Origin of the sequence: Pedobacter paludis, from assembly GCF_003173575.1 — a bacterium.
GTDB classification, from domain to species: Bacteria; Bacteroidota; Bacteroidia; order Sphingobacteriales; family Sphingobacteriaceae; genus Pedobacter; species Pedobacter paludis.
In genome coordinates this window covers 254,467-268,226 of the sequence record NZ_QGNY01000005.1, presented here as the reverse complement: position 1 = coordinate 268,226, position 13,760 = coordinate 254,467, and the positions used below count along the sequence as shown (strand labels likewise).

Sequence of the window (13,760 nt, the reverse complement as noted above, 5' to 3'; positions counted from 1 at the left end):
TTGGGATTGGGATAAACGATAGAAAGGAAAGCCCCTTTAGGGGTTTGGGGTATGATAAACCGCGAAACAATAGATAAGATAATGGATACCGCCCGAATTGAGGAGGTAGTGGGAGATTTTGTGCACTTAAAAAAACGCGGAACAAGCTTAATTGGTAATTGCCCTTTTCATGGCGAAAAAACACCATCCTTTCACGTATCGGTAACAAAAGGTATTTACAAATGCTTCGGATGTGGCAAAGGAGGCGATTCAGTACGCTTTATTATGGATCACGAGAAATATTCGTATCCAGAAGCATTGAAGTTTTTAGCCAATAAATATAATATTGAGGTTGAGGAAACCGAACTTAGCCCACAAGATGCAGAAGCACAAAGCGCAAAGGAAAGTCTGTACATCGTATCCCAATACGCATCAGCATTTTTTGTAAAACAACTCTGGGAAACAGACGAAGGAAAAGGTATTGGTTTAAGCTATTTTAAAGAACGGGGTTTTAGAGAAGACATTCTTAAAAAGTTTGAAGTAGGCTATTCTCCTGATGTTTGGGATGCCATGACACAGAGTGCCGTGAACGCAGGCCATAATCTCGAGTTTTTGGAAGCTACAGGCTTATCCATCAAAAACGAAAAGGGCAAAATTTACGACCGTTTTCGTGGTAGAGTTATGTTTCCTATACATGGTTTTACAGGTAGGGTGATTGGTTTTGGAGGTAGAACACTTAAAACGGATAAAAATGTTCCTAAATATGTAAACTCACCTGAGAGTGAAATTTATCATAAATCGAATGTCCTTTATGGATTGTTCCATGCAAAAAAAGCCATTCGCGATTTGGATAATTGCTATCTGGCCGAAGGATATGCAGATGTGCTTTCTGTTCATCAGGCCGGCATCGAAAATGTAGTCGCCTCATCTGGTACTTCTTTAACGGTAGAGCAGATTAAGTTAATCGGTCGTTTTACACAAAACGTAACCATACTGTTTGATGGAGACGCCGCCGGGATCAAGGCATCTTTGCGTGGTTTGGATATGATTTTGGAAGAAGGACTGAACGTAAAAATTGTTTCTTTCCCTGATGGACATGACCCCGATTCCTATATGCATCATGTTGGTGCCGGAGCCTTCAAAACGTATTTAGAGCAAAACAGAAAAGACTTTATCCTTTACAAAGCCAATGTTTTGCTTAAAGATGCCGGAGACGACCCGATAAAAAGAGCTGGCATTATTAGAGATATTGTAGAAAGTATCGCAAAAATTCCTGATCCAATTAAGGCTTCCGTTTTTATTAGAGAATGCAGCAGTTTGTTGGAAATCGAAGAAAGAATCTTATTAACAGAGCTGAACAAAATGCGTTCGGCAAAAAGTAAAAAAACTTTCGAGAGCAATCAAAGAGCAAATAATAACGCGAATAATAATCCATATTCCTCAGGTCCGCCAGAGCCTTTAGGTCCACCAGATAATTTATGGGATGATCAGGCAGGTCCTGGAGATTTGCAAACTCAAACCTCTGCAGAAGATCATCAGGAGAAAGAGATTGTTCGTTTACTTCTTGCTTATGGGCATGAATTTGTAAATTGGGATAACATTGATGATATGTACATTGGTTCGTTTATTATGCAGAACCTTGCAGATGTTGATTTTGAAAATCCGCTATGTAAAAAAATTGTAGATTATTATAAATCTGAAATCGACAACGGACGACTGCCAACAGCAAATCATTTCATAAAAAACGAAGATCGGGAGATTGCAGATTTGGCCATCACGCTATCAACATCAGAATATGCGCTTAGCGAAAATTGGTTAAATAAGCACCAGATTTACGTTAAAGATGAATCAATGCATTTAAAGGCAACCATATTGGGGGGTATTTTTCATTTAAAGAAACATAAGGTCGATAAAATTTTATCTAACTTGTTAAAAGAAATTAAAGAGGAAAAGGATGCCGATAACCAAATTATTTTAATGCAACGTTATGGCGTAATAAAAGGTGTAGAACGAGAAATTTCTAGATTTCTAGGATCAGTTGTTGTTAAATAAATTGTTGAAATTGGCTGTTCATAACGATATAGGAAGAGAAGGAGAGCAAATTGCTAAACGATATCTTGAAGATAACGAGTATGAAATTTTAGATGAAAACTGGGTTTATGGTAAGGCCGAGGTTGATCTTATTGCTTATAAGAACGGAATTATAATTTTTGTTGAAGTTAAAACCAGAAGCTCGATCGCTTTTGGCCAGCCAGAAGATTTTGTACAGAAAGCTAAACAAAAACAAATGGAACTTGCTTCCACAGAATATATTGAAATTATGAATCATCAAAATGAAATTCGTTTTGATATTATTGCAATTACATTTACAAAAAATAAAAATTACACATTAAATCATATTGAAGATGCTTTTTGGCCAGAAGATTAAATACTTATTTTTTATAGCAGTTTTAATTGCTTTTATCAGTTCTTGTAAAAACACGCCCTCAATTTCCTACCGAAGCATTGTTTCTCCAATTATTGGGTTAAATGTTCCATCAGGTAATGAAATAGAAGTTAAAGTACAGTTTGGTAACGATAGAAAAGTAGATTCTGTTGTTTATTTGCTCGATACAGTAAAAATTGAATCAAAAAAAGATACCTCAATCTTAAAACTTAAAACGGCTGGCTTAAAATTGGGTAATCACTTAATTACTGCAAGGGTTTTCGGCGATGGAAAATCGGATGATTTAACGACCAACATCAATGTTTTATCGAATATAGAACCAGTTCAATACACTTATCAAGTTGTTAAGACCTTACCGCACGATACATCATCTTATGTAGAAGGCTTAGAATATCACGATGGATATTTCTACGAAAGTGCGGGAGATTATGGCCATTCGAGCTTACGCAAGGTTGAGCCTGCTAACGGAAAAATTGTTCAAAAAACCGAATTGGATAAAAAGTATTTTGGAGAGGGAATCACGGTAATCGGCAATAAAATTATTCAGCTTACCTATCGCGAAAAAATCGGTTTCGTTTATGATAAAGCCACTTTTAAGAAAATAGGGGAGTTCCCATATAACCATGGTACGCAAGAGGGTTGGGGCTTGTACTTTGATGGTGATAAAGTTTTAAATACGGATGGATCCGGAACGATATTTTTCTTGGATAAAAATACTTATCAACCAACGGGCTCGATTGATGTTTTTGATAATAAGGGACCAATAAAAGATTTGAATGAACTTGAAATGATTGATGGCAAAATCTACGCGAATGTTTACACGACTAATGATATCCTCATCATAAATCCGACCAGCGGAGCCGTTGAGGCAAGAATTGATTTATCAGGTTTATTACCACAGGGCTATTTTAAAACCGAAGACGAAATCGGAAACAATGTGTTAAATGGAATTGCTTACGATAAAGCTTCTAAAAGACTTTTTGTTGCAGGTAAAAAATGGCCACATATTTTCGAGATAAAAATGATTAAAAAATAAGTGATCATAAAAAAGGAGTCAGATTTCTGACTCCTTTTTTATTTAATCATTTCCTTTAGACTCGCTTAAATATCCATTAAATGTTATGGGTTGCTTGTTTACACTACTCGCAATTAGTGATGCATAGCCATTGGCTGAGATGTTAATTGTGAAACGATAATTTTCTCTCTTAACATCCTTTGTGTTAATTTGAATGGTGTACGCACCTTTCTTAGATTTTGATTCTGTGTAAGTAAAATCTTTGGATGTAAACTTTATTCCACCTTCAGTTGGATTATATGGCGCATTATAAGAACGGCCATAAAATGGCAAATAAGCAATTACACTATCTTTATTCACTTTCACATCGTATTGTGAGCCAGAAAGATTTATCATGCCTGCACCTTGTCCGCCGGGCATTCTAGACATAATATTATTCAAATCATTGTTGGCCATCGGGATTGCAGTATTTGCAACGAACGTATAATTTTTATCGGCAACAATTTTGGCCGTTGTTTCTTTATTGGTTTGCGCAAAAGCATGCATGGCTAAACCAAACATGGTAATACTCAATAGGAATTTTAAACTTTTCATGATTAATATTTTTAATGAAATAACAACTTAATGATGTGCAAGCCTGTCGGATTCCATAAAATACGGCAACTCAAAAATTTTTATACTTAAAGATACTCAATAATTCAGCCAAAATAAAAAGGCGATACCATTAAAATAGTACCACCTAACCCTAATAAAAACAAATGACTATGCTGTGGCTGAAAGCGTTGATCCAGTGAGTGTTAATGGATAAGTTTTTAAAGCGCTTGTTGTTCCGCCATCGTTCGGTTGAGCTAAAATACTGCCCGATGTTGTATATCTTGATGCATGTAAACTGCATTGAATAAAGTTGCTTGCTTGAATAAAATTTAACGAACCACCTTGGTGCGGACAAGTTGCCTGTGTTGCGGCAAAAGAGGTTGTGGCATTTCCGGTAGCTGTTCTAATAAATAAAATTCCGCTTACTACTACCGATGCACCTACAGTTAAAAGTTGCGTGCCTAAATCTACACTAGCTGTGGTTCCAGATGATACACCTCCGCCACCACTAGGGTTGTTTGGAGATGGGTCATCACCTTTTTTACCACAACTAGATAAGCACGAACCCGTGCAAACCAAGGCTATTCCTAAGCCCAGAGATTTAATAAATTCGTTACGTTCCATAATTCTGTTTTGTTAGTATATTTTAGATTGAAGGTCTTTATCCTTTGATTTGAACAGCGTAAAGTTTCTGGAAATGGTAAACCCAAATCGAACACCACCGTGCTTCCATGATTTTTTGGTGTCGGGAATAAAACTGTTTTCTGAGATGTATTCTGAATTCATAAAATTGAGCGAGAAAACATGCCCACCAGTTTCTATTTCTAGCCCAACACCTAAAGGGTTATAAAATTTCTGCACTAAATCTATCGGTCGGTTTATGCCATTAACCAAGGTGTAATCGGCAACAAAGGATAATCTTTTGGTTAGCTTTACCCTTCCGGCAAAGCCGATACTAATCAAGCTTTCTGGATCTTGTGCCTCAGTTGTGTTTTTTCTTAACAATACCGATGGCGCAACCTGTAAAGAGATTCTTTGCGTTATTTTTCTTGAAAATATGGGTTGTAAAAAGTAAGTGAAACGATTGGCATATGTTGGGAATTCTGTAGTTGTAAAGGGTTCTCTTGCAATCCAACCCATTTGCGCCAACAGTGTAACATTTATCGGAATGTTTCCATACTTCCCACCGCCTTGCTCTAAAAGTTTATATTTTAAAAAACCATTATAAAGCTCATCATGCTTGCTTCTGCCAATACTTATGGTTAATTTATCTGTTATCCCGTAATCAAATCCTATAAAAAGATCAGAAGCCACGTCCAAACCGTAAAGCGTGTGCGCACTTCCAAATTCGCCCCCAATATCACCAAAATGATGTCTGATGCGCATATCGAGATCGTGTTTTTTTTGGGTTTCGGTAGATTGGGAAAGTACAATCCGTGTAGATTTAAAAGTTGGATTAAGCACTTTTATTTTTGCCGTATCCGTCATCGATTTCAGTAAGGAATCGGCAGATTGAGCATAAATATTGCCACTTAATAAAAGGGCAAAACTGAGGAGTGTAGAGATTTTCAACATATGTGTTTAGGGCTTTTGAGTGAGTGTTCCGTTAATTTTTACCGAGATTACTTTGGCTATTTTAGTGAAAACCAATGTTGGGATTTCTATATTATGATCTACGCAGGCTACATCAAAGCTTGATGTAATTGTTGCGGTACCATTTTTTATAATAATTTTTGCCGGAATATTTCTGGGTTTGGTTACTCCATGAACCGTTAGCGTTCCTTTAGCCACAATGTTATACTCGCCGTCCTTGGTCCAATTTATATTCGGATCTATAGAGCCTTTAAATCCTGCAGTTGGATATTTATCACTTTCCAAATAGTTTTCGTTAAAATGTTCCTGCATCAATTTCTTTTCAAACTCGAAACTTTTTACGGGTACTTGAAAGGCAAATTCTCCTGTTTTCGAAATTAATACAGCAGAAGTCTTACTGCTCGAAGCTTTTATATCTTCTATTGGCGTAGAAGAAAAGAATGATGTTTTAACATTGCCCGAGGTAAAGCTTTGAGCGCTTACAGAGATGCAAAGCATGATTAAAAATGCAGCGAAAAGGATTACTACAATCTGTTTTTTGTTAGTCATAACCAGAGTTCTAGAATTTTATGTTCTGTTATAAAAATCCATCTATTGTGCCCGGTTAATATTTAACCCATTAAGAGAAGTGAAAAACAGGGATGTATTCACAATAGCAAAGATTTTCAAATTGAATTTCTAATGAATTCAGGTTGATTACGTTTGCTTCTGATTTTTGGTTGCTTGCTGAATTGAAAAATAAATTAATGCAGTGGCCATAAAACAAAAAAACCTGCTCAGATTAAATTGAGCAGGTTTCAAAAAAAAATATATTATTCTTATCTCCAGGCTTTGTATTGGTTAATCAACCCATTGGTAGAGCCATCATGACTTGAAATATCTTCATTGCCTTTTAATTCTGGTAAGATTTTTTTAGCCAGCTGCTTTCCTAATTCCACACCCCACTGGTCGAAACTAAAAATGTTCCAGATAATTCCCTGAACAAATATTTTATGTTCGTATATGGCTACCAAACTGCCTAAGCTATATGGTGTAATTTTTTTCAATAAAATAGAGTTTGTTGGTCTATTGCCTTCAAAAACTTTAAATGGCGCTAGCTTAGCAATCTCCGAATCTGTTTTACCGTCTTTTTTCAATTCTGAAGAAACTTCCTCTTCAGTTTTGCCATTCATTAAAGCCTCCGTTTGGGCGAAGAAATTAGACAATAAAATTTCATGGTGCTCGCCAAGTGGATTTAAACTTTGCGCTGGTGCTATAAAATCAGCCGGAATAATTCTTGTCCCTTGGTGGATTAATTGATAAAATGCATGTTGACCATTTGTACCTGGCTCACCCCAAATTATCGGACCAGTTTCGTAATCAACTTCATTACCATTTCTATCTACATGTTTTCCGTTGCTCTCCATATCGCCCTGTTGGAAATAAGCAGAAAAGCGGTGCAAGTATTGATCGTAAGGTAAAATAACCTGTGTTTCTGCATTGTAGAAATTAATATACCAAACACCCAATAAACCTAAAATAACAGGTAGGTTGCTTTCAAATTCTGCGGTTTTAAAATGATTATCCGTTGCATGCGCACCTGCCAAAAGTTGTTTAAAATTATCAAAACCAATGCTTAATGAAATGGATAATCCAATTGCACTCCATAACGAATAACGGCCACCAACCCAGTCCCAAAACTCGAACATGTTTTCGGTGTCAATTCCAAAAGCTGAAACATCTTTGGCGTTGGTAGATAAAGCCGCGAAATGTTTGGCAATATCATCTTCCTTACCACCCTTTTCTAAAAACCAACTACGTGCAGAATGTGCGTTCGTCATGGTTTCCTGTGTGGTAAATGTCTTCGAAGCCACTAAAAACAAAGTGGTTTCTGCATTTAAATCTTGTAATGTTTCGGCAATGTGCGTTCCATCAATATTGGAAACGAAGTGGATGTTTAAATGATTTTTATAATGTTTTAACGCTTCAGTAACCATTACTGGGCCCAGATCAGAACCGCCAATGCCTATATTTACTACATCGGTAATGGCTTTGCCGGTATATCCTTTCCATTCTCCACTGATAATGCTGTTGCTAAATTTCTCCATTTTCGCAAGCACTGCATTCACCTCTGGCATAACATCTTTTCCATCAACCAAAACGGGCGTATTGCTGAGGTTACGCAAAGCGATATGAAGAACAGAACGATCTTCAGTTTCATTAATTTTATCACCATCGTACATGGCTTTAATCGCTTCGTCTAACTTACACTCGCGAGCCAATTGCATTAGCAACGCTAAAGTTTCGTCACTAATTCTATTTTTGCTGTAGTCTAATAAAATATCCTCGAAAAAAACTGAAAATTTTGTAAAACGATCTGCATCTTCGGCAAAAAGAGAGGCGATGCTTTTTTGATTAATATCTATAAAATGATCAGCCAAATATTTGTAGGCTTCGGTTTCTGTAAAATTAATTTTTGGTAACATAATTCTTTGAGTTTTGTGTAAAAGTAATAAAGCAAAAATTTAAAACAGTCTTTTTAATGTTCAAAAAGATAGAATTTTTAATTTGATGCAAACAACGTAACTTGGTTATAACATCATCCTGCCAAGAAATGTTATTAAAATTAATGTAAACAAAACGGTCATGTTAGAAAATTTAAACGAACTGGTGCGCGAAAACGTTCAAGATACTGTTGTTAACAATAGTGAAGTTCCAAACGAACACAATCAAGCTGTGATTCAGGCTGCGTCAGGGTCAATCTTTGATTCATTGAAAGATCAATTATCATCAGGCAATATTGGCTCCGTTGCCGATATTTTTAATGGTGGCAGCGCAGAAGGGTCTGCAGTTGCACAACAAGCCTCAGGAAGTTTTATTGATAAACTAAGCGGTTTAGGGATAAATGCAGATACAGCAAAGGGAATTGCTGCCAGTGTAATCCCTGTAATTATCGGAAAACTTACACAAAAAACAGCCGATCCAAACGATAGCTCATTTAATATCAAAGATATTTTAGGAAGCCTTTCTGGAGGAAGTGACGGTAAATTTGATGTGAGTGACGTAATCGGCATGTTTAATGGTGGCCAAAATCAAGAACCTGGTCAGGCTGGTGCTACTCCGGCTGAAGGAGGGATTTTAGATAAACTAAAGGGAATGTTTAATTAAAATAACAATATCTAAAAAGCTATACAAGGATATTTGTTTAGCTTTTTTGTTAAATTTAAAATCCTTAGTTAATGCTCATCATGATAAAGAAAATACTATTTGTTTTGGGCCTTGCCCTAATTTCGCAGCTCATTGCTTCATGTGTAGATTGTCATTGCACATCACCTCAAACCATTTATTTTACAAGCAAGGGCACATCTCTTAAAAATTTAGACTCCTCCTTGCCTCTACCTAAAGTAACGAGTGCAGGAACAATCGCTAGCACTAATTACGGTATTCAAATTCAGTTGTTAACGGAGCAAATCACGTTAAAAAAACAGCAGATATCCTGGGGGTTAATCCAATCGGCGTATGCTTGCAGTTGTATGGAGGATGATTATATTCCTAAAGAAGAGTTCTCATCCCTGAAAATATTTTCCAATAACGATTTTGATGATGCCCATCCAAAGGGCACAGACCTTAGCTTATACTTTAAGGCAAAAAGTAACGATACTACGATCTCATTGGCCGATTATCTCAAATCTTTTAAAGATTTTAAATTTATTCCGCCAATTATTTTCTATGAAGGTATTTTTTTACAAGTGCCACCAAAAAGCGGAAAGAAACATAGATTCAGGGTATCTATAACTTTATCTGATGGGAGGATTTTAGAATCTGAAACCACTGAAGTAGAATTAACTTAACAGGTTATTTAAACAGCAAAGCCCTAGTTATTGTAAGGCTTTGTTGTTTACAATCAATTTTATCTATCCTTTAAAATACCTAGATTAGAGCATAATTTAATCCCAAACCAAACTCAGTATGAAAAGATTTTACATATTCCTTTTTTCATTAATTTCTTTAGGCGCATTTGCTCAAAAATCTGAACAAAGAGCAGTTGTTTCTAAAAAAGCCGATGCAATTGAACAAAAAGTTATCGCCTGGCGAAGAGATTTTCATGAACATCCTGAATTGGGGAATAATGAAGTTAGAACGGCTGGCATTATAGCTAAGCATTTAGAATCTTTAGGGATAAAAGTTACTCCTGGTGTTGCAAAAACAGGTGTTGTTGGAATTTTGAAAGGTGGTAAGCCGGGGCCTGTTGTAGCGCTTCGTGCCGATATGGACGGATTACCCGTTACCGAAAGGGTTGATGTCCCTTTTGCTTCGAAGATTAAAGCTCAGTACAACGGGCAAACGGTTGGCGTAATGCATGCTTGCGGCCATGATAGCCATGTTGCCATTTTAATGGGTGTAGCAGAAGTGCTATCATCTATGCAAAAAGATATCCAGGGAACGGTTAAATTTATTTTTCAGCCAGCAGAAGAAGGGGTTTCGGCTGGAGAAGAAGGAGGAGCTGCCTTGATGGTTAAAGAAGGAGTTTTAGAAAATCCAAAAGTTGATGTCATATTTGGTCTCCATATTAATTCTCAAACTGAAGTTGGCACCGTTACGTATCGCCCGGGTGGAACTATGGCCGCCGTTAACGATATGAAAATTACCATTACCGGCAGACAGGCACACGGCGCTTATCCATGGAGCAGTATTGATCCAATTGTTACTTCCGCACAAATTATAAATAATCTTCAAACCATTGTTAGCAGGAATTTAAATGTGACCGAAAACCCTGGTGTGGTTACAATTGGTGCCATTAACGGCGGTGTTCGATCGAATATCATTCCGGAAAAAGTAGAAATGTTAGGTACGGTTAGAAACTTTAGTAAGGAAGATGAGGCCATGTTTATAGATAGAATAAAGACGATTGTTGCCAAAACTGCTGAGGCAAATGGAGCAACTGCCGAAGTTAAAATCCCTTACAGCAACCATTATCCAGTAACCTTTAACAATATTGCCTTAACTGAAAAAATGTTGCCTAGCATGCAGGCTACAGCGGGTGCAGATCATGTAAAGTTAAAACCTCCAGTTACTGGCGCAGAAGATTTTTCTTTCTTCCAGGAAAAAGTGCCTGGATTATTCGTCTTTTTAGGTGGTATGCCTAAAGGAGGAGATTCATTAAAAGCTCCATCTCATCATACTCCTGATTTCTATCTAGATGAAAGTGGATTTGTTTTAGGTGTTAAACTGCTTTCTATTTTAACATTGGATTATATGGCGATGAAGAAATAAAACGGGAGGGCCATTTTAGGATCTCCCGTTTTATTTATTTTTTTACAGGTGCTTTCTTTCCAAACTGCCTCGGGTAATAAGAGAAAGTTGTCATAAAATATTGTTGTAGTACATTTCTAGATCCTACTGTAAAGCTATTCCCGCTTCCATAGTTTATGATGTTGGTATTCTGGTGGAGTATATCTAATGCCGAGAGCTTAAATTCAGCATTGTTTCCCTTTAAAAAACGATAAACAGCGTTGGCATTCCAAATGGTAAAATTTATATCATCAGTGTTGGATGAGGAACTTTGGTTGAAGCTTATGTTTGTATTAAGTGTAAATTTCTTGGTAACATTATAGCTTGAACTTAGTGTGCTGGCTTTGTTTATGCCTTTATATAATGTGTTAAATGCCTCTTGTTCTGATCGATATGTTCCATAGGTTTGGCCAATAGCGAGCGCTAAGTAACTTTTATAAGTATAATTTACAGTTAGGCTGGTGTTGGTGTTAAAGTTTTTGGAGAATGCAAATAACGAATTTGTGTATCCTGGGGTTTTTGTATTACTAATTTGCGAATTTAAATTGATCTGCAGCTCTGAGGTTTTAAACTTAAAGGCTTTGCGGGCATCCCCGTAAAAATTTAAATACCTATTGCCATTAGCATTGGTTAAAAAATTGGTTCTCCGGTTTTGATCATCAATAAATGTGCTATCTACGATCTGGTTTTTTGTAAAACCAGCTGTCAAACTTAAATTGTAATTAAGTGTATTCTTATTTGTTTGGTCGTAATGGTTTAAGCTTAAGCTTAGCTCACGGTCTACCGCTTCCTTTAAATTTAAATTTCCTCTTTGCAACGAATATAAGTTGGTACTATCTGTTAGCGGAGCCAATTGGTCGAGAGATGGAATTCTAACTTTTGTATTAAAGCTTAGGCTGTAGCTTTTGTAATATTCGCCAAACTGATTATCGGTGTAACCGATAGATGCATCTGGCATAAATCTTTGATAATTCCTGGTTATGTTTTGAAATGATCGTTGTGACCTATTTTCCTGTCGGATAAATTTCTGCTTTGGCGAAAAATTTAAACTAAGGTTCTTGTTGTAACGGTTGGATAGGTTTTTGTAAAAAGATTTGCTAATGGTTAAGCCAGGCGTTTCTTCTATATAGTGGGTTTCTACATAATTGCTTAAATACGCATTGTTGATATAATTATTTGTGGCTGTATTTAAATCCTGAACTTGATTATCATCTTTTCTGTTATTTAAATTAAGAGAATTAGAAAGCTCAAAATCGATTCCTCCCAAGTTGCTGTTCCCAAAAAACAATGATTTTAGATTAGGCAATTCGATGTTCATCTGTTGATAAACCGAATTATAAGCGGTTTCATAACGCCTATCGAATCTTCTATTTGATGCTGGGTTAGTAACGGAAATAAAATCTGTTAAATTCGATCTATTGTTTTCATTATCGTTAACTGTGATCATGTAAGATAGATTTAAGCTCTTTATCAACTGCTTCGGTTTCATATAATTTTGCGATAGTCTAAAATCCACCTGAAAGCTAAACCTTGTATTGTCAAAACTATTTTGGTTAAAAGTATTGTTGGTACTTGTGAGTACGTTTTGAGTGTTTAATGCATTTCTAAAAGTTTCATTCGTACTCTCTCCCTTATTTCTAGAGAAGTTGTGGCTAAATGTTAGGGCTTTGTTTTTCTTTGTCAGATCATACCTTGCATCAAAATTTTGGTTGTTGTTTACATTCGAGCTTGTATTCGAGTTTTGTTCATAAATCTTATCTGTGGTATTTATCGATGTTGTTGTTTCGGAATTACTCACATAATCATTATTGGTGTTCTGAATAAAATAGCTCGATGTTACCGTATTTCTGTTCTCCCAGGTGGGTTTCTCCACAAAATTATAAGTAAACTTTACGCCTCCGGCATTGGGCTGATTAATACCTGATGCTCTAAAATCCGGTTGGTATTCTACATTGGTTCCTACACCTTTAAAAGTACTATTGTTAATTAATGTGTTTACATTATTAAGCGATTTGTTGATGTTATTGCTTGCGCCTACAATTGCCAGTTGCATTTTTGGAGAAAAAACGTTGAAGCTTAAATCGGCCTCATATCGATCATCCGTACCATAACCCCCTCCAATTTTTCCAAAAAAACCAAGTTCCTTTCCTTTTTTTAACTTCAAGTTCACCGTCAATGTAGAATCTAGCGGATTGTTTTTATCCTTCACAGTATTGTAAACCTGAATTTTATCCAAGGCATTTTTGGCGATATTTTGTGTAGCCACTTTAGCATCGCCGCCAAAAAAAGGTTTTCCGTTAACCAATACGCTTTTAACCTCTCTGCCGTTAACGGTAATTTGTCCATCTCCCCAGAGCGTAACATTCGGGATTTTTCTCAATAAGTCTTCAACAACAGCATTGCTATCCAGTTTAAACGCTGCGGCATTAAACTCCAATGTATCTCCATTCATAGTTATAGGCGGTATGGTTACGGTTACCTCCTCCAGGGTGTTATCCTTTGGATTAATAATTAATGTGCCTAAATCAATGAAATTTTTATCGCTGGGAACGGTAAATTTTTTCCTCAATGTTTGATAACCTACATGGCTGGCATCTAATCTTAAAGATACCCCAACCGGAAGATTTTTAAAACTGAATTCACCATAATTGTTGCTAATCTGATAGCTAATCAAACTACTGTCTGCCATTTTATAAATAGAAACCGTTGCCGATTTTAAGACGTAGTTATGGGCAGTATCTCTCAAGATACCTTTAGTTGAGCCAGGCAGGCTGGGTTTACTCTGTTGAGCCATGGCATTATTTATCGCCATTGCAAATATAAGTGCAATAACTAGTTTAAGAAGGTTGAGCATGAGAGCGC

12 protein-coding genes are annotated in these 13,760 nt (G+C 36.4%); 6 read left to right on the top strand and 6 right to left on the bottom strand.

All coding sequences use genetic code 11. The features are described from left to right. Positions 1-51: 51 nt before the first annotated feature. The 3 genes from dnaG to DF947_RS15305 are packed head-to-tail and all read left to right on the top strand — an operon-like array spanning position 52 to position 3,461. Entirely contained in the window at positions 52-2,031 is a 1,980-nt protein-coding gene (gene dnaG / locus DF947_RS15315) for a DNA primase (RefSeq protein WP_109930918.1), read from the top strand. A 10-nt stretch (positions 2,032-2,041) separates the two neighbouring features. Then, on the top strand, positions 2,042-2,407 hold the full coding sequence (locus DF947_RS15310; protein WP_109931094.1) for a YraN family protein: 366 nt from the start codon (positions 2,042-2,044) through the stop codon (positions 2,405-2,407). Further along, the gene (locus DF947_RS15305) at positions 2,385-3,461 is read left to right on the top strand and encodes a glutaminyl-peptide cyclotransferase (RefSeq protein WP_109930917.1); all 1,077 of its coding nucleotides are present in this window, start codon (positions 2,385-2,387) and stop codon (positions 3,459-3,461) included. The genes DF947_RS15310 and DF947_RS15305 overlap by 23 nt, the downstream gene beginning before the upstream one ends. Before the next feature lie 42 nt (positions 3,462-3,503). Here DF947_RS15305 and DF947_RS15300 read toward each other — a convergent pair whose 3' ends face one another. The 5 genes from DF947_RS15300 to pgi all read right to left on the bottom strand — a co-directional run bounded on the left by DF947_RS15300 (position 3,504) and on the right by pgi (position 8,092). Then, positions 3,504-4,034 (bottom strand): DUF4251 domain-containing protein, encoded by a 531-nt coding sequence (locus DF947_RS15300; RefSeq protein ID WP_109930916.1) that lies wholly within the window; start codon positions 4,032-4,034, stop codon positions 3,504-3,506. Positions 4,035-4,202: 168 nt separating this feature from the next. Further along, entirely contained in the window at positions 4,203-4,658 is a 456-nt protein-coding gene (locus DF947_RS15295) for a QcrA and Rieske domain-containing protein (protein ID WP_109930915.1), read from the bottom strand. A gap of 12 nt (positions 4,659-4,670) precedes the next feature. Then, positions 4,671-5,609 carry a DUF5777 family beta-barrel protein gene (locus tag DF947_RS15290; protein WP_109930914.1) on the bottom strand — a complete coding sequence of 313 codons (939 nt, stop codon included), beginning with the start codon at positions 5,607-5,609 and terminating at the stop codon, positions 4,671-4,673. Positions 5,610-5,615: 6 nt separating this feature from the next. Further along, positions 5,616-6,176: a YceI family protein gene (locus DF947_RS15285; RefSeq protein ID WP_109930913.1), complete on the bottom strand. Its 561-nt coding sequence runs from the start codon at positions 6,174-6,176 to the stop codon at positions 5,616-5,618. A 269-nt stretch (positions 6,177-6,445) separates the two neighbouring features. Continuing rightward, positions 6,446-8,092 carry a glucose-6-phosphate isomerase gene (gene pgi, locus DF947_RS15280; protein WP_109930912.1) on the bottom strand — a complete coding sequence of 549 codons (1,647 nt, stop codon included), beginning with the start codon at positions 8,090-8,092 and terminating at the stop codon, positions 6,446-6,448. Between the two features lie 160 nt (positions 8,093-8,252). On the opposite strand from pgi, the gene DF947_RS15275 reads away from it, so the two are divergent. The 3 genes from DF947_RS15275 to DF947_RS15265 all read left to right on the top strand — a co-directional run bounded on the left by DF947_RS15275 (position 8,253) and on the right by DF947_RS15265 (position 10,880). Then, positions 8,253-8,774, top strand: a complete 522-nt coding sequence (locus DF947_RS15275) for a hypothetical protein (RefSeq protein WP_109930911.1) — start codon at positions 8,253-8,255, stop codon at positions 8,772-8,774. Positions 8,775-8,854: 80 nt separating this feature from the next. Then, a complete protein-coding gene (locus tag DF947_RS15270; RefSeq protein ID WP_158526283.1) occupies positions 8,855-9,457 on the top strand; it encodes a DUF5034 domain-containing protein in 603 nt (200 codons plus the stop codon). A 118-nt stretch (positions 9,458-9,575) separates the two neighbouring features. Further along, positions 9,576-10,880 (top strand): amidohydrolase, encoded by a 1,305-nt coding sequence (locus DF947_RS15265; protein ID WP_109930909.1) that lies wholly within the window; start codon positions 9,576-9,578, stop codon positions 10,878-10,880. Between the two features lie 34 nt (positions 10,881-10,914). Here DF947_RS15265 and DF947_RS15260 read toward each other — a convergent pair whose 3' ends face one another. Further along, positions 10,915-13,752, bottom strand: coding sequence for a TonB-dependent receptor (locus DF947_RS15260; RefSeq protein ID WP_109930908.1), 2,838 nt, complete (start codon positions 13,750-13,752; stop codon positions 10,915-10,917). Positions 13,753-13,760 lie beyond the last annotated feature (8 nt).